General features: G+C 60.9%; 25 protein-coding genes. 13 read left to right on the top strand and 12 right to left on the bottom strand.

Going from position 1 to position 22,893, the window contains the following annotated elements:
- Positions 1-2: 2 nt before the first annotated feature.
- The 5 genes from ccmE to ccmA form a co-directional block, all read right to left on the bottom strand.
- Positions 3-458, bottom strand: a complete 456-nt coding sequence (gene ccmE / locus FIV35_RS12640; RefSeq protein ID WP_034137539.1) for a cytochrome c maturation protein CcmE — start codon at positions 456-458, stop codon at positions 3-5.
- A complete protein-coding gene (gene ccmD, locus FIV35_RS12635; RefSeq protein ID WP_034096631.1) occupies positions 455-631 on the bottom strand; it encodes a heme exporter protein CcmD in 177 nt (58 codons plus the stop codon). Before ccmD ends, ccmE begins: the two co-directional genes overlap by 4 nt.
- Positions 628-1,383, bottom strand: a complete 756-nt coding sequence (locus tag FIV35_RS12630) for a heme ABC transporter permease (protein ID WP_034137538.1) — start codon at positions 1,381-1,383, stop codon at positions 628-630. Before FIV35_RS12630 ends, ccmD begins: the two co-directional genes overlap by 4 nt.
- An 85-nt stretch (positions 1,384-1,468) precedes the next feature.
- On the bottom strand, positions 1,469-2,137 hold the full coding sequence (ccmB, locus tag FIV35_RS12625; RefSeq protein ID WP_034096629.1) for a heme exporter protein CcmB: 669 nt from the start codon (positions 2,135-2,137) through the stop codon (positions 1,469-1,471).
- Positions 2,134-2,769: a cytochrome c biogenesis heme-transporting ATPase CcmA gene (ccmA, locus tag FIV35_RS12620; protein WP_034112678.1), complete on the bottom strand. Its 636-nt coding sequence runs from the start codon at positions 2,767-2,769 to the stop codon at positions 2,134-2,136. Before ccmA ends, ccmB begins: the two co-directional genes overlap by 4 nt.
- 200 nt (positions 2,770-2,969) lie before the next feature.
- On the opposite strand from ccmA, the gene fliK reads away from it, so the two are divergent.
- Positions 2,970-4,547 carry a flagellar hook-length control protein FliK gene (gene fliK, locus FIV35_RS12615; protein WP_034137537.1) on the top strand — a complete coding sequence of 526 codons (1,578 nt, stop codon included), beginning with the start codon at positions 2,970-2,972 and terminating at the stop codon, positions 4,545-4,547.
- Positions 4,544-4,873, top strand: coding sequence for an EscU/YscU/HrcU family type III secretion system export apparatus switch protein (locus FIV35_RS12610; RefSeq protein ID WP_034112674.1), 330 nt, complete (start codon positions 4,544-4,546; stop codon positions 4,871-4,873). The genes fliK and FIV35_RS12610 overlap by 4 nt, the downstream gene beginning before the upstream one ends.
- 1 nt (position 4,874) lies before the next feature.
- Here FIV35_RS12610 and FIV35_RS12605 read toward each other — a convergent pair whose 3' ends face one another.
- The 3 genes from FIV35_RS12605 to moaB all read right to left on the bottom strand — a co-directional run bounded on the left by FIV35_RS12605 (position 4,875) and on the right by moaB (position 7,984).
- Positions 4,875-6,131 carry a hypothetical protein gene (locus FIV35_RS12605; RefSeq protein WP_034137536.1) on the bottom strand — a complete coding sequence of 419 codons (1,257 nt, stop codon included), beginning with the start codon at positions 6,129-6,131 and terminating at the stop codon, positions 4,875-4,877.
- A gap of 103 nt (positions 6,132-6,234) precedes the next feature.
- The gene (locus FIV35_RS12600) at positions 6,235-7,461 is read right to left on the bottom strand and encodes a molybdopterin molybdotransferase MoeA (RefSeq protein ID WP_052198940.1); all 1,227 of its coding nucleotides are present in this window, start codon (positions 7,459-7,461) and stop codon (positions 6,235-6,237) included.
- A complete protein-coding gene (moaB, locus tag FIV35_RS12595; protein ID WP_034137534.1) occupies positions 7,445-7,984 on the bottom strand; it encodes a molybdenum cofactor biosynthesis protein B in 540 nt (179 codons plus the stop codon). Before moaB ends, FIV35_RS12600 begins: the two co-directional genes overlap by 17 nt.
- A gap of 76 nt (positions 7,985-8,060) precedes the next feature.
- On the opposite strand from moaB, the gene mobA reads away from it, so the two are divergent.
- Together mobA and FIV35_RS12585 are read left to right on the top strand one after the other, a co-directional pair.
- Positions 8,061-8,663: a molybdenum cofactor guanylyltransferase MobA gene (mobA, locus tag FIV35_RS12590; protein ID WP_034137533.1), complete on the top strand. Its 603-nt coding sequence runs from the start codon at positions 8,061-8,063 to the stop codon at positions 8,661-8,663.
- 80 nt (positions 8,664-8,743) lie between these two features.
- Positions 8,744-8,965, top strand: a complete 222-nt coding sequence (locus FIV35_RS12585) for a YgdI/YgdR family lipoprotein (protein ID WP_034096622.1) — start codon at positions 8,744-8,746, stop codon at positions 8,963-8,965.
- A gap of 56 nt (positions 8,966-9,021) precedes the next feature.
- Here FIV35_RS12585 and FIV35_RS12580 read toward each other — a convergent pair whose 3' ends face one another.
- The 3 genes from FIV35_RS12580 to FIV35_RS12570 form a co-directional block, all read right to left on the bottom strand.
- Positions 9,022-9,912 (bottom strand): pseudouridine synthase, encoded by an 891-nt coding sequence (locus tag FIV35_RS12580; RefSeq protein ID WP_034137532.1) that lies wholly within the window; start codon positions 9,910-9,912, stop codon positions 9,022-9,024.
- A 72-nt stretch (positions 9,913-9,984) separates the two neighbouring features.
- On the bottom strand, positions 9,985-10,320 hold the full coding sequence (locus FIV35_RS12575; RefSeq protein WP_034096620.1) for a hypothetical protein: 336 nt from the start codon (positions 10,318-10,320) through the stop codon (positions 9,985-9,987).
- A gap of 74 nt (positions 10,321-10,394) precedes the next feature.
- Positions 10,395-10,631 (bottom strand): glutaredoxin family protein, encoded by a 237-nt coding sequence (locus FIV35_RS12570; protein ID WP_034137531.1) that lies wholly within the window; start codon positions 10,629-10,631, stop codon positions 10,395-10,397.
- A 166-nt stretch (positions 10,632-10,797) separates the two neighbouring features.
- Here FIV35_RS12570 and FIV35_RS12565 point away from each other — a divergent pair, with 166 nt between their 5' ends.
- On the top strand, positions 10,798-12,528 hold the full coding sequence (locus tag FIV35_RS12565; protein ID WP_034137530.1) for a cation:proton antiporter: 1,731 nt from the start codon (positions 10,798-10,800) through the stop codon (positions 12,526-12,528).
- On the opposite strand, the gene FIV35_RS12560 is transcribed toward FIV35_RS12565, so the two are convergent.
- Complete coding sequence (locus tag FIV35_RS12560) at positions 12,515-13,723, bottom strand: ammonium transporter (protein WP_034137529.1); 1,209 nt, start codon at positions 13,721-13,723, stop codon at positions 12,515-12,517. The two genes, FIV35_RS12565 and FIV35_RS12560, sit on opposite strands and share 14 nt — an antisense overlap.
- 346 nt (positions 13,724-14,069) lie before the next feature.
- Here FIV35_RS12560 and FIV35_RS12555 point away from each other — a divergent pair, with 346 nt between their 5' ends.
- The 8 genes from FIV35_RS12555 (at position 14,070) to FIV35_RS12520 (ending at position 22,880) form a co-directional block, all read left to right on the top strand.
- Positions 14,070-14,384 carry an ElaB/YgaM/YqjD family protein gene (locus FIV35_RS12555; protein ID WP_034096616.1) on the top strand — a complete coding sequence of 105 codons (315 nt, stop codon included), beginning with the start codon at positions 14,070-14,072 and terminating at the stop codon, positions 14,382-14,384.
- Between the two features lie 3 nt (positions 14,385-14,387).
- The gene (locus tag FIV35_RS12550) at positions 14,388-14,777 is read left to right on the top strand and encodes a phage holin family protein (RefSeq protein ID WP_034096615.1); all 390 of its coding nucleotides are present in this window, start codon (positions 14,388-14,390) and stop codon (positions 14,775-14,777) included.
- Positions 14,774-15,115, top strand: coding sequence for a hypothetical protein (locus FIV35_RS12545; RefSeq protein ID WP_034096614.1), 342 nt, complete (start codon positions 14,774-14,776; stop codon positions 15,113-15,115). Before FIV35_RS12550 ends, FIV35_RS12545 begins: the two co-directional genes overlap by 4 nt.
- 103 nt (positions 15,116-15,218) lie before the next feature.
- Complete coding sequence (locus tag FIV35_RS12540) at positions 15,219-16,382, top strand: EAL domain-containing protein (RefSeq protein WP_034137528.1); 1,164 nt, start codon at positions 15,219-15,221, stop codon at positions 16,380-16,382.
- Positions 16,383-16,453: 71 nt separating this feature from the next.
- Positions 16,454-17,785, top strand: coding sequence for a deoxyguanosinetriphosphate triphosphohydrolase (locus FIV35_RS12535; RefSeq protein ID WP_034096612.1), 1,332 nt, complete (start codon positions 16,454-16,456; stop codon positions 17,783-17,785).
- 171 nt (positions 17,786-17,956) lie between these two features.
- Positions 17,957-18,352, top strand: coding sequence for a response regulator (locus FIV35_RS12530; protein ID WP_034137527.1), 396 nt, complete (start codon positions 17,957-17,959; stop codon positions 18,350-18,352).
- A 257-nt stretch (positions 18,353-18,609) separates the two neighbouring features.
- Positions 18,610-19,236 (top strand): response regulator transcription factor, encoded by a 627-nt coding sequence (locus FIV35_RS12525; protein WP_034137526.1) that lies wholly within the window; start codon positions 18,610-18,612, stop codon positions 19,234-19,236.
- Between the two features lie 8 nt (positions 19,237-19,244).
- Positions 19,245-22,880, top strand: a complete 3,636-nt coding sequence (locus FIV35_RS12520; RefSeq protein WP_034137525.1) for a transporter substrate-binding domain-containing protein — start codon at positions 19,245-19,247, stop codon at positions 22,878-22,880.
- The last annotated feature ends 13 nt before the right edge of the window (positions 22,881-22,893 follow it).

The raw sequence follows: 22,893 nt of genomic DNA, 5'->3' as shown, positions 1-22,893 counted from the left end.
GCTTAGCCCTCCTTCGCGGGTGCAGGGGCGGACTGGCCGCTGTCTTTCAAGGCTTTGGTGACTTCCGGCGGCATGTACTTTTCATCGTGCTTGGCCAGCACTTCATCGGCCACCACCACGCCGTCGGCGTTGAGTTTGCCCAGGGCGACGATGCCCTGGCCTTCGCGGAACAGGTCCGGGAGGATGCCGCGGTAGGTGATGGTCACGGCCTTGTTGAAGTCGGTGACCACGAAGGTGACGTCCAGGGAATCGCCGGAACGCTTCAGCGAGCCTTTCTCCACCATTCCGCCGGCACGGATGCGTGTGTCCAGCGGCGCTTCGCCATTGGCGATCTGGGTCGGCGTGTAAAACAGGTTGATGTTCTGCTGCAAGGCGCTCAAGGCCAGGCCCACGGCAATGCCGACGCCCACCAGGATGGCAAGGATGATCAACAGACGCCTTCTACGCAGCGGATTCACTTATCGGTCTCCCGGCGCAGACGACGCGCCTCTTGTTGCAGGTAACGCTTGCGCGCCAGGATCGGCGCGACGACGTTGAGGGCCAGCACCGCCAGGCAGATGCCATAGGCCGTCCAGACATACAGGCCGTGATGGCCCATGGCGAGAAAATCGCCGAAAGAACTGAAACTCATCCCCGCGCCCCCAGGCAGCTTTGCACTTCGGCCTTGACCCAACTGGCGCGGGCCTCGCGCTTGAGCACTTCAAGGCGCATGCGCATCAGCAGCACCGCGCCGAAGAAACAATAGAACCCCAGCACCATCAACAGCAGCGGCGCCCACATTTCCACGGGCATCGCCGGTTTTTCCGTGAGGGTGAAGGTGGCGCCCTGGTGCAGGGTGTTCCACCACTCCACCGAGTACTTGATGATCGGAATATTGATCACACCGACGATGGCCAGTACCGCGCAGGCCTTGGCGGCGCTGTCACGATTGCTGATCGCATTGCCCAGCGCAATCAGACCGAAGTACAGAAACAGCAGGATCAACATAGACGTCAGTCGTGCATCCCACACCCACCACGAGCCCCAGGTGGGTTTGCCCCAGATGGCGCCGGTAACCAGCGCCACGGCGGTCATCCACGCGCCGATGGGCGCGGCGCATTGCAGGGCCACGTCGGCCAGTTTCATCTTCCATACCAGCCCGACAATGCCGCACACCGCCAGCATCACGTAGCAGGACTGGGCCAGCAGCGCGGTGGGCACGTGGATATAGATGATGCGAAAGCTATTGCCTTGCTGGTAGTCCGGCGGCGCGAAGGCCAGGCCCCAGACCAGGCCGATGCCGATCAGCACTGCGGCGAAGAGGCTCAACCACGGCAGCAATTTACCGCTGATGCCATAAAACCATTTAGGCGAGCCGAGCTTGTGAAACCAGGTCCAGTTCATTGCTGTTTCCGTCACGGTTACCGCTTGTAGTGGCAAGCAGCTTAGGGTCTTTACTGGCGAAGGCATAACGCCCGGCCAGACCTCATTATTCGCCGACGCTGATCTTCAGGCCGGCGGCTATCGCAAAAGGTGTCAGGGTTACCGCCAGGGCGGTCAGGCTGCCAAGCCACAGCAGGTAACCGGTTGCCGGCATGCCCATGAGCGCGGCTTGCAAGGCACCGCTGCCGAGGATCAATACCGGGATGTACAACGGTAGGATCAATAGCGCCAGCAACAGCCCGCCGCGCTTCAAACCTACTGTCAGCGCCGCGCCCACCGCCCCCAGCAGGCTGAGGACCGGCGTACCGAGCAACAGGCTCAGCAGCAGGATCGGCAGGCATTCGACGGGCAAACCCAGCATCATCGCCAGCAGCGGCGAGAGCAAGACTAGCGCCAAGCCGGAAAAAGCCCAGTGTGCCAGTACCTTGGCCAACACCAGAAGTGGCAGGGGGTGCGACGAAAGGACCCACTGTTCCAGAGAACCGTCTTCGAAATCACTGCGAAACAGCCCGTCCAGCGAGAGCAGGACGGACAAAAGCGCCGCTACCCACACCAGTCCCGGCGACAAGGTTTGCAACAGTTTAGTCTCGGGACCGACCGCCAGCGGGAACAGCGCAATCACGATGGCAAAGAACACCAGCGGGTTGGCCAATTCAGCCGGGCGGCGGCACAGCAAGCGCGCTTCGCGGGCGACCAGCAAGGCGAACACACTCATAGCGACCACCGCCCCAGGTCCAACTCACGGTAACCGGCGGGCACCCGCGTCAAACTGTGGTGCGTGGTGAGCAGCACCAGACCGCCCTGCTCGCAATGCCGGGCCAGGTGTTCTTCCAATTGGGCCACGCCTTGCTTATCCAGGGCAGTGAAGGGCTCATCGAGAACCCACAGCGGCGCGCCCGGCAAATACAGGCGCGCCAAAGCGACACGGCGCTGCTGGCCGGCGGACAAGGTGTGGCAAGGCACGTCTTCAAAGCCTTTAAGGCCGACAGCGGCCAGCGCCTGCCAGATCGCCTCGCGGGACGCGGGGTGATGCAGGGCGGTGAGCCAGCTGAGGTTTTCTTCGGGGGTCAGCACATCTTTGATACCGGCGGCATGGCCGATCCAGATCAGATTGCGCGCCAATTCGCCGCGCTGCTCGTTAAGAGGCTTGCCGTTGAGCCGCACTTCACCGGCCGTGGGTTGCATCAACCCGGCCAGCAGGCGCAGCAGGCTGGTCTTGCCACTGCCGTTGGGGCCACTGACCTGCACCATGTCGCCGGCCGCCAGCCGCAGTTCGAGGTGCTCGAACAGCAGGCGCAGGTCGCGTTCACAGGCAAGCGCTACGGCTTCAAGAAGAGGGCTGGTCAAAAGATCGCGGGCCTTTACGGTTCAAGTCGGCGGTGCAGCGGCCGTTAAAGAGAAATGCACAATAACGGCTTTGGCGACCGATTTTAGAGAGCTGGATCAAATAGTTGTGAGGTTTTTACCACTCTCTTTGCAGACGGGCGGCATTATACATGTGATGCCCTACTCTAAAGAGGGCAATTTCCCCAGAGACGGCGCACGCAATGACCGGTGAGATCAACCTTCCTACGTTACCTGCCAGCCCGGCGAGCGGCGTTCCATCGCTGCCGGCGGCCGGCGCACTGCTTAAACTGCTGGAGCCGCAGACGGGGCTGATCGACCCGGGGAAAACCGCCAATGCGGAAGTCATCGCCCTCAAACAAGGCGGCGAGGCTTTCCAGTTGCTGCTCAAGCTGACCCTCGATGGCGGTCGCCAGACCCTGGTGCAAGCCAGCAGCCCACAGCCGTTGCCCCTGGGCAGCAATGTGGCGGTCAGTCAGACGGCTGCAGGCAACCTGACCTTGAGCCTGCAGCAAGCGTTGAGCGCCAACGTCGCCGCCCTGACGCGCATCGATACCAGCAAAATCCCCGAAGGCACGCTGCTGCAGGCCAAGGTGCTGACCACCCAGGTGTTGCCCCAGGGCACCACACAGCCGGCGATCTACCGCTCGCTGGTCACAGTGCTCAACAGTGCCATGGCCGGCGCGACGCTGACCGTGGAGAGCCCGCAGCCGTTGCGCGTCGGCAGCCTGCTCAGCGCGGTGGTGCAGAATGCGCAAACTTTGAATTTCGTGCCGTTGAGCGGGCTCAAGGATCAGTTGGCCGTCACGCAACAGCTGGCGACCCAGCAAAGCCGCCAAGGTTCGCTGGATGCCGTGTTCACCGCGTTGCAGAACTTACCGCGTGAGGGCAGTACCTCGGCGGACCTACGCGCCGCCGCCGACCGTCTGCTGGCCGCCCTGCCGGACCTGGCCCAGGTGAGCAACCCGAAAGTGCTGGCCCAGGTGATTCAGAACAGCGGCGCGTTTTTGGAGGCCAAACTGCTGGCCGGGCAGAACCCGCAGGTGCCGCCCCTGGATATGAAAGGTGCGCTGCTGCGGTTGGTCGCCGACCTGGTCCCCGCCCTGCCCGCCAGCACCAACCTGAATGCCATCCTGGCAGCCAACACCCTGGCCCAGATGCTGCCGAACTTTGTGCGCAGCCCGCTGAATACCTTGGGGCAAGTCAGCGCACGGCAGGCACCGGTGAGCTTCCCGCTGCCCGAACGCCTGATGGGCAAGCTGGAGGGCGAAGGCGATCTGGAAAACCTGCTGCGCCTGGCCGCCGGAGCGATCTCGCGCTTGCAGAGCCATCAGTTGTCGAGCCTGGAACAAACCGGCACTACGGCCGATGGCCGCCTGCAAACCACTTGGCAGTTGGAAATCCCCATGCGCACCCTGCAGGACATCGTGCCGTTGCAGGTCAAGTTCCAGCGTGAAGAACCGGCGCCGGACAAGGATCAGCCCGAACGCAAAGCCAATAAGGACGCCAAGCAGATGCTCTGGCGCGTCGAGCTGGCCTTCGACATGGAACCCCTGGGCCCATTGCAGGTGCAGGCGCAGTTGAGCCAGGGCAAGTTGTCGAGCCAACTGTGGGCGACCCGACCGTTTACCGCGAGCCTGATTGAAAGCCATTTGGGCAGCTTGCGCGAGCGCCTGGTGACCTCGGGCATCAACGTCGGCGACCTCGACTGCCACCTTGGCACGCCGCCACGGGGCCCCAAGACAGGCCTGGAACAACGCTGGGTGGACGAAACCGCATGAAGACCACCGAATCATCTCGCCAGGCGATTGCCCTCAAGTACGACGGCCAGCAGGCGCCGACGCTCACCGCCAAAGGCGATGATGCCCTGGCCGAAGCCATCCTCAAGCTCGCGCGGGAAAATGAAGTACCGATCTATGAAAACGCCGAGCTGGTAAAACTGCTGGCCCGCATGGAATTGGGCGACAGCATTCCCGAGGAGTTGTATCGCACCATTGCCGAGATCATTGCGTTTGCTTGGACATTGAAAGGCAAGTTCCCGGTGGGATTTGACCCGCATGCGGGCCCGGTGGAGCGGGATGTGACCGAGCGTGGCGATGACTATTGACTCAGCCGGGGACGACACCCGTCAGCACTCTCGATGCGATTGATGTGACAACCGGCTTGCGTTGGCTATGCTGCTCCAAGGCTTGTTTGAATGTCATCCCCATATAGGCACTGAGCACCGAGCGAAACGCGTTTGCAGGCTCGTCGGCGAGCGGTGCTGTAAAGGTATCAATGAAGTGCGTGTCGATGACGGTATCGCGGACGCGGTCTATCTCCGCCTTAATCGCGTCTTTATCCCGAGCGGTGAGGCTGTCGAATATCGCCTGATCCTTGACCACTATCGCTTTGCTATAGGGTTCCAACTGCGCGACGAGCACATTTTTCGTACCGTCCCATGCTGACAGTGAATACTCCTTGAGCAGCGACTGATTGTCTTTGACCAATGCCATAGTCTGGTTCCGGTGCTCCAGCCCCGCACTGAAAAACCGACTCAACACATCGAAGTTCATCACCGCCTCATCGGTACCCCGCTTGAGAATCGGGCAGCACAATGTGGTGAGATCGACCTGTATGTCGTGAAAATTCAGGTTGGGCCCAGTCGATACTTTCGTCACGCCGGTGATTTTTTGCTTGACGTCATTTGGCCACAAATACAACGCATCCCGCGTCAGAGGCTGTGCAAGGCGCTTCTCCATGGACGCGGAAAACTGCTGAACCAACGCCACGGCTTGATCGTGCACTTGCATCATTCCTGTGCCCGGCATGCGGTCCTGAATCATGTTTTTAACCGCATCGGTGTTGAGCGAGAACTGGTCTTTGAGAAAGGTGGTTTTGCCCGCTGAGGGCGCGCCGCGCACGATTGATACATCTTGCGCCTTCGCAGGCGCCGGGTCCTGAAGGATGGACTGGAACTGCGCCAGGTATTTTTCTGCAACCTGGGTCGTCAGGTTTTTCAGAATGTTGACATTGAAGTTTTCCACCTCGGGCAGCCAGACGCCTTTTTTGGTCAACGCTTGCGCCAGCGTCGGCAGGCTTTTGTCGGCTGCCGCCGGACTTGACCAGGCTTTGCGCTCATTGTCCTGAAGTTTTTGCAGCCCCTCGGGGTCACGGGTCAGTGCCTGCCAGGAGGTAATAGTCGGGTCAGCGCGCATACACGCAAGCCGCTCAGAGAAAGTGTTCTCGGACAGCGGCCTACGAATCAGCTCATTCAAGAGCCCACGCGCATTGCGTGCGTCAATCGGCAAGGCAGAGGATGAACCAAGCCCCAGCGGCACAGCCGTCGATGAAGAATTAGCGGGTGTCCCAGGTTGAACCAGCATTTTCAGTCCTCCAGTTAACAAGAGCCTGGAAAAGTAACGTGCATGCTCGGGTTAGCTGATAGGACTTTTCCTCTTTGTACACTCGGCGCCGGTGGGCGGCGGGTCAGCCTAGTACCTCACTCAGGGGAATGAAATTGACTCGATCCCCCCTTGCCAACGTGGTCTCTTCCAGCACCTCCACAAATCCTTCGGCCCACGCCGCGCTGCGCAGCACGCCGGAACTCTGGTTGCGATAGATGACCGCTCGACCCTGCTCGATACGCCCGCGCAGGTACTCGCGGCGGTTGCCCGGCTTGGGCCATTCGAAACCCACCGGAACCTCGAAGCGCAACGGTGTCACGTCGAGTACGCCTAGACGCCGCAGGATGTACGGGCGCGCCAAGAGCGCAAACGTCACCAGGGTAGACGCCGGGTTACCAGGCAGACCGATCACCGGCACACCGCGAAAATGGCCGACCGTCAGCGGTTTGCCTGGCTTGATCGCCAGTTTCCATAACGCCAGCTCGCCCTCTTCACGCAGGGCGACGCCGAGGAAGTCCGCCTCCCCCACCGATACGCCGCCGGTGGACAGGATCAGGTCTACGCTGCCCAACCCGGCCAGACGCCCACGGGTCTGTTCCAGGTCGTCAGGCAGAATCCCGGCATCGATCACGTCACAGCCCATCCGCGCCAGCCAGCTGCACAGCACACGGCGGTTGCTGTTGTAGATCTGCCCCGGGCCGAGGGGCAAGCCCGGTTCGATCAGCTCGTCGCCGGTGGACAGCACCGCCACCCGCGGGCGACGCACCACGGCCAGGCCATCGCAGCCCAAGGACGCGGCCAAGCCCAGCTCGATGGGCCCCAGCCGCGTGCCCGCGTCGAGCACGGTTTCGCCGACGGTGGTTTCCTGGCCCTGGGGGCGGATGTTCTGGCCCGTGCGCAGGGGTTCGCTGAAACTCACCCGTTCATCGGCGTGGACCACGGCGTTTTCTTGCATCTCCACGCAATCGGCGCCGGCGGGGACCGGCGCACCGGTGAAAATCCGCGCGCAGGTTCCAGCTGCAAGGGGCTGCGGCGCCTGACCGGCGAAGATACGTTGGCTAACCACCAGCGGCTCGCCGGTCCAGTCAGAGAGGCGCACGGCGTAGCCATCCATGGCACTGTTGGGCCAGGGCGGCAGGTCGAGGGTGGAGATCAGCGCATGCGCGAGTACGCGACCGTCGCAGCCGGCCAGGGGCAACGTCTCCTGCTCGCGAATCGGCGTGGCGTCGGCCAGGTCCAGCAGCTGTTGCAGCGCCTGCTCTACCGGCATGAGGGCGCCGGCCTTGCCGGGCTTACCCACGGGATTCACAAGGTTCAGCCAGTTTGAGGTGTGGGACGAAGTTGCACGGGCGATGACGGTTGTCCAATTGCTCGCCGAGGATGCCGTCCCAACCGGTGCGCACCGCATTGGTGGAGCCCGGCAGGCAGCACACCAGGGTGCCGTTGGCCAGACCGGCCAGCGCGCGGGATTGCACGGTGGAGGTGCCGATATCGGCCACGGAGATCTGGCGGAACAGCTCACCGAAGCCGTCGACCTGCTTGTCCAGCAGACAGCTCACCGCTTCGGGGGTGCTGTCGCGGCCGGTAAAGCCAGTGCCGCCGGTGATCAACACCACTTGCACCACGTCTTCGGCGATCCAGTGGGCAACCTGGGCGCGGATCTTGTAGAGATCGTCCTTGAGCAGCACGCGCTCGGCCAGGCGATGGCCGGCGGCGGTCAGACGGTCGACGAAGACTTGGCCCGAGGTGTCGGTATCCAGGGTGCGGGTGTCACTGACGGTCAATACAGCGATATTCAGGGGTACAAAAGGCGCATCAACCTTGGCTTTCATGGCACGGTCCGGTTGTCGAAGGAACAGCCCGGTGTTATATCACAGGCCCTCCTTTGCTTGCCGCTGCGGAACCACCATGTCCTTTGATTCGTGCCCTTTGCCCTGTTCGATTCTATTGCTGTCCGGTGGCCGCGGCCAACGCATGGGCGGCGAGGACAAAGGCTTGCTAACCTGGCGCGGCCAGCCGCTGATTGCGCACTTGCAGGGCTTGGTGCGCGGGCTGACCGACGACTTGATCATCTCCTGCAACCGCAACCAAGACCGTTACGCGGCATACGCCGATCACCTGGTAAACGACGACAGTGCGGACTTCCCCGGGCCGCTCGCCGGTATCCGCGCCGGCCTCGCCGCCGCGCGCCATGAGCATTTGCTGGTGTTGCCCTGCGATGTGCCGCACATCGACGCGCGCCTGCTGGCCGACCTGCGTGACACGGCCCGACGCACCCCGCAGCTGCCGGTGATGGTGCGCCATGGGGAATTCTGGGAACCCTTGATCTGCATCATCCCAACGCACCTCAGGAACGCGGTAGAACAAGCCTGGCACGCTGGCGAGCGCAGCCCGCGCAAGATCCTCCTGCAACTGGGTGGCGTGGGCCTGGAATGCCCGGCGAATGATCCACGCCTGGCCAACTTGAACACACCCGAACTGTTGCACCAGAAGTCTGACGTGTCAGAATGAACTTTCGTACAAGGAACTTTGGCGACGCCTTACGCGTCACAAGGTCAGCAATTTCAAAGAATTCTCTTGGAGACACACCCATGACTCAACGGACCATCGCCGCTTTCATGCTCGCCCTGGGCCTCGCTACCCTCGCCGGTTGCGCCTCGCCTACCGTGATCACCCTGAATGACGGTCGTGAAATCCAGGCCGTCGACACCCCGAAATACGATGAAGATTCGGGCTTCTACGAATTCGAACAGCTGGACGGCAAGCACACCCGTATCAATAAAGACCAGGTTCGCACCGTTAAAGACCTGTAAGTCTTAAACGTTTGCCCACAAGGCCCGCCTCGCGCGGGCCTTGTCGTTTCCGGCGCTTACCAATCGAGGGTGATGCGGCTGCGAAAGTCGCGCGTCTGGCCGGTAACCGGGTCGACAAAACGCACACCCTGGGCCAGCAGTTTAAGTGGGTTGGCGTAGTCGTCCACGGCGTCCTTGAGCACGTCGGGGTAGAACGGGTCATTGCAGATACTCGCCCCCAGCGCGGTCATGTGCACGCGCAACTGGTGCTTCTTGCCGGTGACCGGGAACAGGCCGTAGCGCCATAGCTCGCCATGTTTTTCGCGAACCTCCACCGCCGTTTCGGTGTTGCTGACACCGGGACATTCCTGCATGCGAAAGAAGGGTTCACCGTCCACCAGACGACTTTTGTGCACCAAGGGAAAGGTGAGATCCGGCAGCGCGGGGGCAATGGCTTCGTAAAATTTATCGATCTTGCGCGTAGGAAACAGCTGCTGATACGCCGCGCGGCTGTGGGGGTTGGCCGAGAACAGCACCAGCCCCGCGGTGTGCCGGTCGATACGATGCAGGGGCACCAGCGACGGGTTGTCCAGGCGACGAATCAGGCGGCGCAACAGCGTCTGTTCGACGTATTCGCCGGCCGGGGTCACGGGTAGGAAGTGCGGTTTATCGGCCACCACCAAGTGTTCGTCGGCATACAGAATAGTTTCCTGCACCGGGATGACCTTTTCGTTGGGCACCTCGCGAAAATAGTAGATGCACAGGCCTTCCCTGTAGGCCAGGTCTTGCTGGATGGGGTCACCGTTGATGTCCAGCACGCGACCGCGAGCGATGCGGTCCAACCAGTGTTCGCGGCTGATCGCGGGGAAGTGCGTGCACAGACAGTCCAGCACCGTAGCCCAAGGGCCCGGTGGCAGATACAAGGTGCTGGCCTGGTGCTGGGACGCGGAAAAACCGGAAGTGGACATGAAGACGCTCGAAGCCTGGGAAAACCGGCGGGCATTATCCCGCATGGAGCGGGATCGAGCCTAGGGCGGATCTCAGGCCTTGGCTAATTCAGCGCGCAGGATCGGCGAGGCACTGGCCGCTTCGGTGAATTCCTTGAGCCAACGCAAGACGTCCACCGCCTCCCAACGCCCCGGATCGTAGAGGGCGTACAGCAAGCCTTGGTAACCCACCACGTCCAACTGCTTGTGATAGCCGGCACGCTGAAACAGCGCTTCGATCTCGGCAAAGCAGGTATTGAAATGCACTTTGTTGAACGGCGTCTTACCTTCCGTGACCAGACCGTCCAGGCGCAGCTCGTTCACCGCATCGCGCACAATGTCGGCGGACATGCGATTGACGCTGCTTTTAAGTTGTTCAACATTCACCACGGGCGTTCCCTCTATTCCATCGCTGTACAAACATACAGTAGCGTAATATTTGGAAACCCGCCATCGCCATAACGTCAGAGAACGAAGGCGACCACCTGGTCGGTGTCGAAGGGCCAGTCCAGTTCCGCGCCCGTGTCTGCCCGTCGAAGCACCGGAATCCGTAGGCCGTAGACCTCGGTCAAGTCCTCGGGATCGGTGATATCCACCAACTCAACCTGCAACCCATGTTCGACGAGCGGCATCATTACGGCTTCGGCAATCTCACACAGGTGGCAACCCAGGGTGCCGAACAGCTGGCATTCAGGAAGCATGACGAATGGGCCTGATCAGAATAAGGTGGGTCATTCTAAGCCTGCTTACCGAGGGTGGCGAGTTGTGCATGCCCCCCAAAAAGACCTGACCCAAGTCACCATGGCCTATAACTGATTCAGCCATTCTCGCGGCTTTTTGTCCGCTGACCCTGTAACGGAGAGGTTTGTGTTCGCCAACCTGCTGATCATTCTGGCGTCATCCCTGGTGGTGATCGCCCTGTTTCGCCGGCTGCAATTGCCACCCGTGCTGGGCTATCTGTGCGTGGGCCTGGCCGTGGGGCCCACCGCGCTGGATTGGGTGAACGATAGCGAAGAGCTGCCCGATCTCGCCGAGCTGGGGGTAGTGTTTCTGCTGTTTTCCCTGGGCCTGGAATTTTCCCTGAACAAGATGCTCGCCCTGCGCCATGTGGTGTTTGGCCTGGGCAGCTTGCAGGTATTGGGGTGCGGCGCGCTGCTGGGGGCCACATTGATGCTACTGGGGGTGGCGCCCGGAATTGCGCTGTTGCTCGGCGCAGGGTTGGCGCTGTCGTCCACGGCCATCGTCAGCAAGGAGTTGGGCAGCCTTGGCGAGATTTTCAGCAGCCATGGCCAGAATGCGATTGGCGTGTTGCTGTTTCAGGACGTGGTCGCAGTGTTACTGCTGACGCTGGTGCCGGTGTTCGCCGGCAGCAGCGATCAGGCCTGGTACCTGGCGCTGCCGTTGACCTTGGGCAAGACCGTGGTGCTGTTTATCGGCCTGCTGCTTGCCAGCCGCTGGCTGTTGCCGCGCCTGTTCCGTGAGGTCGCCGCGTCCCACTCGGCGGAGCTGTTTGTGTTGCTGGCCTTGGTGATTGTGCTGCTGACCGCTTGGCTCACCCATTTGCTCGGCCTGTCCCCTGCCCTGGGCGCGTTCCTGGCCGGGATGTTGCTGGGTGAAAGCCATTACCGCCATCAGATCGAAGCAGATATCCGACCGTTTCGCGACATCCTGCTGGGCTTGTTTTTCGTCAGCATCGGCATGCTGATCGACCTGCAACTGTTCCTAAGCCACAGCCTGCTGATTCTCGGCATGACCCTCACGCTGATGCTGATCAAGGGCTGCGTGGTCGCGCTGCTGGTCAAACTGCGCGGCAGCGACATGGAAACCGCCTGGCGCAGCGGCCTGGCCCTGGCTCAGGGCGGCGAGTTCTGCTTCGCCTTGATGGCACAGATGCAGCAGAGCCGGCTGATCCCCGACCAATTCAACGGTCTGCTGCTCGCCGCAACGTTTTGCTCGATGCTGCTCACCCCCCTGCTATTGCGCGCCGCGCCGGCCATCGCCCTGCGCCTGCATCGCAAACCCAATCAGCAGGTGCAACTGGAGACCATCACCGCGCTCAATGCGCAGCTGCGCAACCATGCGGTGATCTGCGGTTACGGCCGCGTCGGCCAGTCCATCGGGCGCTTTCTGCGTCGCGAGCAACAAGCATTCATCGCTCTGGATGATGACCCGGAACGGGTTCAGGAAGCGGCGACCGAAGACAGCAGCGTGCATTACGGCGACTGCCGGCGCGGCGCCCTGCTCAGCGCAGTGGGCATAGAGCGCGCGCGATTGGTGGTGATTGCCGTAGATAACAGCGATGTCGCGCTGGTGGTGCTTAAAGAGGCGCGCCGTATCAACGCCCAGGTGCCGATCCTGGTGCGCACCCGCGATGATAGCCAGTGGGCCGAATTGAAAGCGGCGGGCGCCACTGAAGTGGTGCCCGAGTTATTGGAGTCGAGCCTGATGCTGGCCTCCCACGCCTTGCTCCTGCTGGGCCTGCCGGATCAACAGGTGCAGGCGCGCGTTGATGAAGTGCGGCAAAACCGCTATCGCCTGCTGCACGGCTTTCACGCACCGCCCAGCGACAACGAGGAGGCGCCGATCAATCCTGACTGACCGCACCGATCTTGTGGATCGACAGATCCGCGCCGTAGTACTCCTGCTCCTGGCTCAGACGCAGCCCGTGCACGCGCTTGATCACGCCGTACACCAACAGGCCGCCGCCGAACGCCACCGCCACACCAAGGACGGTGCCGATCAACTGGCTGGCCAGGCTCACGCCGCCCAGCCCGCCAAGGGCCGTCTGGCCAAAGACGCCGCAGGCAATCCCACCCCACACGCCGCACAGGCCATGCAACGGCCAAACACCCAGCACGTCGTCGATCTTCCAGCGATCCTGGGCCGCGATAAAACACCACACGAACAAACCGCCGGCCACCACACCGGTGACCAATGCGCCCACCGGGTGCATCAGGTCGGAACCAGCACAGATCGCCACCAATCCGGCCAACGGCCCGTTATGCAGAAAACCAGGGTCGTTGCGACCGATCACCAGGGCAGCCACGGTGCCGCCGACCATCGCCATCAGCGAGTTGACCGCCACCAGGCCGCTGACGCCGTTAAGGGTCTGCGCGCTCATCACGTTAAAACCGAACCAGCCGACGATGAGGATCCACGAACCCAGCGCCAGGAACGGAATGCTCGACGGCGCGAACGCCACCAGCCGCCCCTCGCGATAGCGACCGTTGCGCGCGCCCAGCAGCAACACCGCCGCCAGCGCCAGCCAACCGCCCATGGCATGCACCACCACCGAGCCGGCAAAGTCATGGAAACCGGCACCGAAAGTGCTCAGCAACCAGGCCTGCAGGCCGAAATTACCGTTCCACACCAACCCCTCGAAAAATGGGTAAATAAACGCCACGATCAACGCGGTGGCACACAACTGCGGCGCGAATTTCGCACGCTCGGCAATGCCCCCGGAGATGATCGCCGGAATTGCCGCGGCGAACGTCAGCAGGAAGAAGAACTTCACCAGACCGTAGCCATGATCGGCACTGATCACCGCCGCCGGCTGCATAAAGCTCACGCCGTAGGAGATCCAATAGCCTATAAAGAAGTAAGCCAGGGTCGAGATCGCGAAATCGCTGAGGATCTTCGACAGCGCGTTGACCTGGTTTTTCTGACGCACCGTACCGACTTCCAGAAACGCGAAGCCGGCGTGCATGGCCAGGACCATGACCGCGCCGATCAGAATAAACAGGGTGTTGGAGCTATGGACGAGGGTGTCCACCGCACTTTGTAGAGTGTCCATGGAAGCTGGCAGGCCTGTAGTCAGGGCAAAAAGCACCAAAGCGGTTCAAGCCAGAAATCCGCGCACTAAATTGGAACCGGCGGAACCACCCCTCTGTTGGGGGCATGAACCGCTTTAGCGCAGCGAACATCACGATAGGCCGTTGCCGACAGGGTTTTTCCGCGGGTTTGAGTGTTTTAGGGTAAGGTTTTTCAAGGCATTGGCCTTGACCGCCCGGATTCAGCGCAGGCCCTCGGGCCCGCGCACCAAGCCAAAGCAAAAGCTGTACCAGTCAATCGCAATGAACCTTCACCGACGCCGGTGACTCGAAACCACACGCACCGATCAGCCAATCACGGAGATACCCATGGCCAGAACCACTGCAAAGACTGCTCAAGAAATACTGATGGCGGATTTTCAAACCCTGGTCAGCGACACCGAAAAGTTGCTGGACGACACCGCTATCCTCGCCGGCGACCAGGCCGATGAACTGCGCAGCAAGATTCACGAGAGCCTGCTCAAGGCCCGTGAAACCCTGCAGTTGACCGAAGACTCCCTGCGCGAACGCGGCCAGGCGGCGGTCACCGCAACGGAAGATTACGTGCAGGCCAACCCTTGGCAGTCCATCGGTATTGCCGCCGGCGTAGGCTTTCTGATCGGTCTGCTGGCTACAAGGCGCTAAATTATGTCTATCGGCGAAAGCGGCTCGTCTACGGGCGCAAGTTCTACCTCACGACGCCTGGGCGCGGCCGTTCTAGGCTTGCTGCACAGCCACGTCGAACTGTTCGGCATCGAGTTGCAGGAACAGAAAGCCCGCACCGTCAGCCTGCTGCTGTTCGCAGGCCTGGCCCTGGTGTTCGCTTTGCTGTTGCTGGTGGGGTTGTCGACCCTGGTGATGATCCTGGTGTGGGACACCGGCTACCGCCTGACAGGGATTATCTGCCTCTGCGTGTTTTATAGCCTGGCCGCCGCGTTCTGCGGGGTACGCTTGAAAGCCGCGGTGTTCGATGAATCCACACCGTTCCATGCCACCCTTGAAGAGTTGGCCAATGACCGGGAGCGCCTGCTGCCATGAGCCTGACTGAAGTTCCGCAATCCACCACCCGGCGAGAAATGCGCAAGGCCTTGATCCGCCTGCGCATGGAAATGCACCGCCAGGAAATCCGCCACGAATCCCAGCAGTTGCTCACGCCCCTGCATAAGATGCGCGACATGCGGCATAACTGGCAGGAGAACCTGGGCATCAAGCACGCGCCGCTGTGGGGCGTGGCGGCGGTGACGCTGATGGGCTTCCTCACTGGCAAGGGCGCCAAGGGCGGCAGTATCAGCAGCGTGACGCGCCTGGTGCGCCTGGGTGCGGGTTTGATCCCGTTGATCAAACTGGCCATGCAAGGCCGTTCGCGCAAAGACTGAGCTGCGCCGGCCCTCGCTGGCTGCATTCTTGCTAACAGAATCGGCCCGGCCCTTGTTCTCGAGGGTCGGGCCTTTTTTTCGCCACCTCTCTTAAGGAGGCCTTGTGATCGACGGGCAACCGCTCGCCTGCTTCCAGCCTTTCATCGATACCGCCACCGGCCGCATTGCCGGCGTGGAAGCCTTGGGTCGCCTGCGCCTGGCTGACGGTCGCCTGCAGTCCGTGGGCCCGCTGTTCGCCGACCCGCGTACCTCCGGCGTAGCTCTGCGACGACTGGACCGGCAGCTGCGCGATAACGCCCTGAGCCGGCTGCATGAGGCGCCTGAAGACTGGTTCCTGAGCCTGAACATCTCACCGCGCTGGATCAACCGCTTGCGTCCGGGCCAGCCGTTGCCGAGCCTGAAACAGATCCACAGCCACGGCGTGGATCCGCAGCGCATCGTGTTCGAGATCACCGAACTGGGGGGCGACATCAGGCGCCTGGCAGAGGTGGTGGCGCGCTACCGTGAGGCGGGCGCGCGGATTGCCATCGATGACTTCGGCGCCGGCTATTCCCAATTGGACCGAGTGCTCGCGTTGCAACCGGACATTCTCAAACTAGACATGCGTCTGTTTCAGGAGGCCGCGCGCGGCGGGCCGAGCAGCGAGGTGGTGCGCGCGTTGGCACAAATGGCGGAGAAGACCGGTTGCTGGATCATCGCCGAAGGCGTGGAAACCGAAGCGCAACTGAGCTTCGCCCTGGAGTGCGGCGCCCGCTACGTACAAGGTTACTTGTTTGCCCAAGCCCAGTTGGACTGGTTCGCCACCGACGCCTTCGTGCCACGCTTTGCTCAACTGCGCACCGCTTACGTCCAGCAGAAGTTGGCGGAACGCGGGCGCATCATGCAGTTGCGCCAGCAAATGGCCGAGCTGATGAGCATCCTGCAAAGCTGGGCCCAGGCCGAGGCACCGTTGAGCCAGTTACCGCAATTGCCCGCATTCCCCTGGCTGCTGCGCTTTTATCAGTGCGACCGCCACGGCACCCAACTGACGCCCAATTTCGAGTGGCGCCAGGACGCCTGGCAGAGTGACAGCCGCTACCTTGGCCACAACTGGTCGTGGCGGCCGTACTTTTATCATCTGCTCGCCGAAGGGTGGGAGGAGCGCCGCTTGACGCTGTCTTCGACCTACCGCGATGCCACCACCAACCAGTACTGCCTCACCGCCGGACAATTCTTCGATAACGGTCAGCGCTTACTGTTAATCGATATCGACGCCGCCGGCCTGTAGATTTTCGCTTGCCCCGCCGCGGCGGAACCGGGAAGCTGGGCGGGTCATTCACCGCACGGAGATTACCCGCCTTGGATTGGCCCACCCTGCTGACCCGCGAACGTCTAGGAAAACCACTGCACAGCCCGGAAGAATTGGGCCGCAGCCCGTTCCACAAAGACCACGACCGCATTATTTTCTCCGGCGCGTTTCGTCGCCTGGGTCGCAAGACACAAGTGCATCCCGTGTCGAGCAACGACCATATCCACACCCGTTTGACCCACTCGCTGGAAGTCAGCTGCGTCGGCCGCTCCCTGGGCATGCGCGTGGGCGAAACCCTGCGCAGCGCCCTGCCCGACTGGTGCGATCCCAGCGACCTGGGCATGGTGGTGCAGTCGGCCTGCCTGGCCCATGACATCGGCAACCCGCCGTTCGGGCACTCAGGCGAAGACGCTATCCGCCACTGGTTTCAACAAGCGGCCGGCCGCGGCTGGCTGGACGACATGAGCAGCGCCGAGCGCAATGACTTCCTCAACTTCGAAGGCAATGCCCAAGGCTTTCGCGTGCTCACTCAATTGGAATACCACCAGTTCGACGGCGGCACGCGGCTGACGTACGCCACCCTAGGCACCTACCTCAAATACCCCTGGACCGCCCGCCACGCCGACTCCCTGGGTTACAAGAAGCACAAGTTCGGCTGCTACCAGAGCGAGCTGCCGATCCTGGAACAGATCGCCCACAAACTCGGGCTGCCGCAACTGGAGGACCAACGGTGGGCGCGTCACCCGCTGGTTTATCTGATGGAGGCCGCGGATGACATCTGCTACGCCTTGATCGACCTGGAAGACGGCCTGGAAATGGACTTGCTGGAGTACGCCGAAGTCGAGTCGTTGCTGCTCGATCTGGTCGGCGACGACCTGCCGCAAACCTACCGTCAATTGGGGCCGCAGGACTCACGCCGGCGCAAACTGGCGATCCTGCGCGGCAAAGCCATCGAGCACCTGACCAACGCCGCAGCGCGCGCGTTCGTCGATCAGCAGGATGCTTTGCTGGCCGGCACCCTGCCCGGCGACCTGGTCGAACATATGCACGGTCCGGCCAAACGCTGCGTGTTGGACGCCAAAGACATGGCGCGCAAGAAGATCTTCCAGGACAAGCGCAAGACGCTGCACGAAATCGGCGCTTACACCACCCTGGAAATTCTCCTGAATGCGTTCTGCGGCGCCGCACTGGAGCAACATGGCGGGCGCACGCCGTCCTTCAAGAACCGGCGCATTCTCGATTTGCTCGGCAACAACGCACCGGACCCGGCATGGCCGCTGCACACGTCGTTCCTGCGCATGATCGACTTCATCGCCGGCATGACCGACAGCTATGCCACTGAAATGGCACGAGAGATGACCGGTCGCTCCAGCCCTCAATAACCGCCCCGATCAAGCCGCCTGCCGATTGAGCAGAATCTGCCTACACACGGAACAGAGCGGCCTGATCGAATTCGCACAGATACACGGGGAATAATCGCGCACGCTCCGGGCACAGTCATCGAACAGCTCCTACATGCCCCCCTTCGACGCTTGAATCATCGTGTACTTTTTATGCCCAGTAACCCTCTTTGCATCCTGTTGGTGGAGGACCATCCCTTTCAACTGCTCGCCACTCAGTGCCTGCTTCGCAGCTTCGGCTTCGAGCGACTGACACCATGCGAAAACGCCGCGCAGGCCGTCCATCTGATGACCCAGGCGGACATGCCTTTCGACATCCTTCTGTGTGATCAATGCCTACCCGATCTACCCGGTCTGGAGCTGATTGAAATCGCCAGCCGTCAACGCTTTATCAACGCCGCCATCCTGCTCAGCGGGCTGCCCATCGCAGAGCTGTCGGCGTTGCATGTTCAGGCGCTGGAGCGTGGATTACCCATGCTCGGTTACTTGTCAAAGCCGTTGAACAAAGAAGAACTTTCACAGTTGCTCTTCCCATTACCTGCCTTGTAAAAACAAGACTTGGAACCCTATATATCGACCAAGATCATGCCGCCTGCTCCTTCTCAGCACCTGATGCATGGATTAAACCTACAGAACGGCGAAACGTTGTCATCTCGCTTCACAATTCCTTAGCAACCAGTAGGCTTTTACCTTTTTTGATGTAGGAACTTTCCTGTTTTATATTTGTTCCCCCTCCGCTTCATGCTCCTGCATCCGCTTCTGAGCTAATGTGCCCGCTTTATTTGCACTTGCACGGAAATGTAAACATGAACACAGTTTTTATAATTGATGATCATCCGGTTATAAGGCTCGCCATCCGAATGTTGTTGGAACACGAGGGCTACAAAGTAGTCGGCGAAACCGATAATGGATGCGATGCCATACAAATGGTCCGTGAGTGCCAACCGGACCTGATCATTCTGGATATCAGCATTCCAAAACTCGACGGGCTTGAAGTGCTCTGCCGCTTCAATGCCATGAGCACTTCAATGAAGACCTTGGTGCTGACGGCTCAATCCCCAACTCTATTCGCCACCCGCTGCATGCGCTCGGGCGCCGATGGCTATGTGTGCAAAGAAGGGGACCTGAGCGAGTTGCTCAGCGCCATCCGTGCCGTGTTATCAGGTTACAACTACTTTCCCAGCCAGGCTCTGAATGCCAATGGAGTGGACACCACGATTTCAAAGGAACTTGAACTATTCAAAGCGGTAAACGATCGCGAACTGATGGTATTGCAACTTTTTGCACAAGGGCGGACTAACAAGGAAATCGCCAAAGGTATGTTCTTGAGTAACAAAACAGTAAGCACCTATAAAAAACGGCTCATGCAAAAACTTCAAGCCAAGTCCTTGGTAGAACTTATCGAGATGGCAAAACGAAACGCGCTAGTGTGAGAAAGCGGATGCCCAGGCGTATAAAGGACTATCTGATTTTATTGAGTGCCGGTTTGTGCTTCAGCATTGCCGTGCCTGCCGCCCCTCCAACGGGCCCGGAATATTTCAATTTATTGAGTCGTGCAGGCTCGGTACAACTGGAAACCCACCTGAACAAGGCTCAACGCCAATGGCTGCAGAACAAACGCGAACTGGTACTGGGCACTGCGGCCCCTGACTACCCCCCTTTTGATCTCACCTCCAGCGGCCGCGATTACGAGGGCCTCACCGCCGACTACGCCGGGCTGCTGGCCAAGGCGCTGGCATTGCCGATCAAAGTGGTGCGCTACCCCTCCCGAGAGGCGGCCATTCGCGCCCTTGAGTCCGGGGAGATCGACTTGCTGGGCTCTTCCAACGGGTTCGAAGCCGCCAACCCCAACCTCACCCTGTCAGAACCCTACGCGGTGGATCAACCGGTGCTGGTCACCCGCGAGGGCGAAACACGCAGCCTCAGCGAGGGCTTGGCGGGGATGCGCCTGGCCCTGGTCTATCACTACCTGCCTCTGGGCGAAGTGGAAAAGCTCTACCCCAACGCGATCATCCGCGCCTATCCCTCTTACCAGAATGCGTTGAATGCAGTGGCGTTCGAACAGGCGGACGTGTTTCTCGGCGATACCATTTCCACCCATTACCTGATCAACAAGGGCTACCTGAAAAACGTGCGCATGGCCAACTTCGGTAAGCACGAAGCCTACGGCTTCAGCTTTGCCCTGCCGCAGCACCAGCACATCCTGCTGAGCATCGTCGACTCCGTCCTGATGGCTGTGCCCATCTCCGAGCGAGAAACCATTGCCAAGCGCTGGAGTGCCGGCAGTGACATTCTGTTGACCGATCAGAAGCTGCAACTGACCCCGCGCGAGGAGCGTTGGCTGAAAGACAACCCAGTGGTCAAAGTCATCGCGAACGAAACCTTCGCACCGCTGACATTCTTCGATGCAGACGGCAACTTCCGCGGCATCACCGCCGACCTGCTGGAACTGATTCGCCTGCGCACCGGCTTACGCTTCGAGATCCAGCGCGGACGCAATGTGAACGAGATGATCGAGCAGGTGGAGGCCGGTGAAGCAGATGTCATCGGCGCGATCGCCCCCAGCCTGCAACGCGAAGGACAGTTGAACTTTACCCGCCCCTACCTGGAAAACTCCTACGTAATGTTGACGCGCAAGGAAGACCAGGCGCCCACCAGTCTGGAACAAATGGCTGGCAAACGCGTGGCGGTAACTCAAGGCAGCCCGCCGATCAAATTCCTGCGCGAGCACTTTCCGCAGATTCAACTGGTAGAAACGGGGGACACGTTCAAGGCAACCGAACTCCTTGCACAAGGCCATGTGGAGGGTGCGGTCAATACCCTGGTGGTCGCCAACTATTTCCTGTCTTCACCGATATTCCAAGATAAGGTCCAGACCAGTTTCAGCATTGGCACCACGCCGGCCACCTTTGCCTTGGCAACGTCCCGGGGGGCCACCGAACTCAGCTCGATTCTCGACAAGGCCCTGCTCAGCATCGCTCCGGACGAGCTGGGGGTGATCAACAGTCGCTGGCGCGGCTATACCGCCGCCTCCGACAGCTACTGGCGCAATTATCATCAATTGATTGCGCGCATCATCATCGGCACCGGCCTGTTGCTGCTGATTTCCCTGACCTGGAACGCCTACATGCAGCGCCAGATCAAGCACCGCAAAATGGCTGAGCGCGCTCTCAATGACCAGTTCGAATTCATGCGCGCCCTGGTCAACGAAACGCCGCACCCGATTTACGTGCGCGACCGCAAGGGCCTGCTGCAGACCTGCAACGACAGCTACCTGCAGGCGTTCGACGTCAAGCGCGAAGAGGTGATCGGCAGGAGTGCGATGCAAATCAGCACCGCCATGGCAGAAGAGGCCGCGCAATACCACGCCGATTATCAGCGTGTGGTGGCTGAGGGCAACCCGCTGATCCTGGATCGCACCCTGCACATACGCGGCAAAAAACTCACGATCTATCACTGGATCTTGCCGTATCGCGATTCCGTGGGCGAAGTCCAGGGCATCATCGGCGGCTGGATCGATATCAGCGAGCGCCGCCAATTGTTCGATGAGCTGCGTGCCGCCAAGGAACGCGCGGACGAGGCCAATCGCGCCAAAAGTACGTTCCTGGCCACCATGAGCCATGAAATCCGTACGCCCATGAACGCAGTGATCGGCATGCTCGAATTGACGCTCAAGCGCGCGGACCAGGGCCACCTCGACCGCCCCGCCATCGAAGTGGCCTATAACTCGGCCAAGGACTTGCTGGAGTTGATCGGCGACATCCTCGATATCGCGCGGATCGAATCCGGCCGCCTGAGCCTGGCGCCGGAACGTGTGAACCTGCGGGAAGTGATCGAATCGGTGGTACGTGTGTTCGACGGCCTGGCCCGCCAGAAAACCCTCAGCCTGATACTGGAGTTCAAGACTGACCTGGACGACACCGAAGTGTTGATCGACCCGCTGCGCTTCAAGCAGGTGCTGTCGAACCTGATCAGTAACGCGATCAAGTTCACCGAGCGCGGTCAGGTCAAAATAAAGGTGGACGTGCTGCCCACCGATCTTGCCCAGCAAGTCGAGATGAAACTGGTAGTGGAAGACACCGGCATCGGCATCAGCCGCGACGATCAGATGCGCCTGTTCGAACCCTTTGCCCAAGCCGACAACTCCGGGCAACTGGCCAGGAGCGGCGCCGGCCTGGGGTTGGTGATCTGCCGCAGCCTGTGCGCCATGATGGGTGGGCAATTGAGCCTCAGCAGCGTGCCCATGGTCGGCACCCAGGTGCATGTCAACCTCAAGATGACACGCCTGCAGCCTGAGCTGGCCGAGGACGAACACCAACCCGAAAGGCCGACCACCGCGCCAGTGCTCAATGTACTGGTGGTGGACGATCATCCGGCGAACCGCCTGTTGATGTGCCAGCAACTCGGCTATCTAGGCCATCAGTTCACCGCAGCGCAAAACGGCGCGGCGGGTTTCCAGGCCTGGCGTCAGGAGCGTTTCGACCTGGTGATCGCCGACTGCAATATGCCCATCATGAATGGCTATGAACTGAGTCGTTCGATCCGCGAATACGAACAGCGTGAAGGCCTGACGCCCTGTGTGGTACTGGGCTTTACCGCCAACGCCCAACCCGAGGAGAAGCAACGCTGCGCACAGGCAGGCATGAACGATTGCCTGTTCAAGCCCATCAGCCTCACGGCCCTGGAACGGCATTTGGCGCAGATCGGCACGCACCCTGCCGACCAGATCCTAGACCTCGGTAATTTCGAAGCCCTGACCGGCGGCGATCCACAGATGAGCCGACGCCTGCTGGAAGAACTGCTCAATAGCAGCCGCCAGGACCGTCAGGAGCTGATCGCCCTGATGAACGCGCAGGCCTCCTATGAGCAGATCACCGAACAGGCCCACAAGATCAAGGGCGCCGCCCGCATCGTTCAGGCCAATGCGCTGGCGTCACAGTGTGAAACCCTCGAACAGGCCTGCGGCCGCGATGATGATCGGTCTTCGATTGACGCCGGTGTGAAGGCCCTGGAAAAGCTGATGCTGGAGTTTGAGAGGATGCTGCAAGTGCAGCTTCACGCGCTGGATAACCCATAAGGGGGCGGGTCCG

The sequence above is a fragment of the Pseudomonas rhodesiae genome, assembly GCF_007858255.1.
Taxonomy (GTDB): Bacteria; Pseudomonadota; Gammaproteobacteria; order Pseudomonadales; family Pseudomonadaceae; genus Aquipseudomonas; species Aquipseudomonas rhodesiae.
Note: the sequence above shows the minus strand (reverse complement) of the source record. Positions and strands in the feature narration are given on the sequence as shown.

Coding starts and splice junctions, on each gene's coding strand:
- ccmD (WP_034096631.1), bottom strand. CDS start 631: ATGAGTTTCAGTTCTTTCGGCGATTTTCTCGCCATGGGCCATCACGGC.
- FIV35_RS12630 (WP_034137538.1), bottom strand. CDS start 1,383: ATGAACTGGACCTGGTTTCACAAGCTCGGCTCGCCTAAATGGTTTTAT.
- ccmB (WP_034096629.1), bottom strand. CDS start 2,137: ATGAGTGTGTTCGCCTTGCTGGTCGCCCGCGAAGCGCGCTTGCTGTGC.
- fliK (WP_034137537.1), top strand. CDS start 2,970: ATGACCGGTGAGATCAACCTTCCTACGTTACCTGCCAGCCCGGCGAGC.
- FIV35_RS12610 (WP_034112674.1), top strand. CDS start 4,544: ATGAAGACCACCGAATCATCTCGCCAGGCGATTGCCCTCAAGTACGAC.
- FIV35_RS12605 (WP_034137536.1), bottom strand. CDS start 6,131: ATGCTGGTTCAACCTGGGACACCCGCTAATTCTTCATCGACGGCTGTG.
- moaB (WP_034137534.1), bottom strand. CDS start 7,984: ATGAAAGCCAAGGTTGATGCGCCTTTTGTACCCCTGAATATCGCTGTA.
- mobA (WP_034137533.1), top strand. CDS start 8,061: ATGTCCTTTGATTCGTGCCCTTTGCCCTGTTCGATTCTATTGCTGTCC.
- FIV35_RS12585 (WP_034096622.1), top strand. CDS start 8,744: ATGACTCAACGGACCATCGCCGCTTTCATGCTCGCCCTGGGCCTCGCT.
- FIV35_RS12580 (WP_034137532.1), bottom strand. CDS start 9,912: ATGTCCACTTCCGGTTTTTCCGCGTCCCAGCACCAGGCCAGCACCTTG.
- FIV35_RS12570 (WP_034137531.1), bottom strand. CDS start 10,631: ATGCTTCCTGAATGCCAGCTGTTCGGCACCCTGGGTTGCCACCTGTGT.
- FIV35_RS12560 (WP_034137529.1), bottom strand. CDS start 13,723: ATGGACACTCTACAAAGTGCGGTGGACACCCTCGTCCATAGCTCCAAC.
- FIV35_RS12555 (WP_034096616.1), top strand. CDS start 14,070: ATGGCCAGAACCACTGCAAAGACTGCTCAAGAAATACTGATGGCGGAT.
- FIV35_RS12550 (WP_034096615.1), top strand. CDS start 14,388: ATGTCTATCGGCGAAAGCGGCTCGTCTACGGGCGCAAGTTCTACCTCA.
- FIV35_RS12545 (WP_034096614.1), top strand. CDS start 14,774: ATGAGCCTGACTGAAGTTCCGCAATCCACCACCCGGCGAGAAATGCGC.
- FIV35_RS12530 (WP_034137527.1), top strand. CDS start 17,957: ATGCCCAGTAACCCTCTTTGCATCCTGTTGGTGGAGGACCATCCCTTT.
- FIV35_RS12525 (WP_034137526.1), top strand. CDS start 18,610: ATGAACACAGTTTTTATAATTGATGATCATCCGGTTATAAGGCTCGCC.
- FIV35_RS12520 (WP_034137525.1), top strand. CDS start 19,245: ATGCCCAGGCGTATAAAGGACTATCTGATTTTATTGAGTGCCGGTTTG.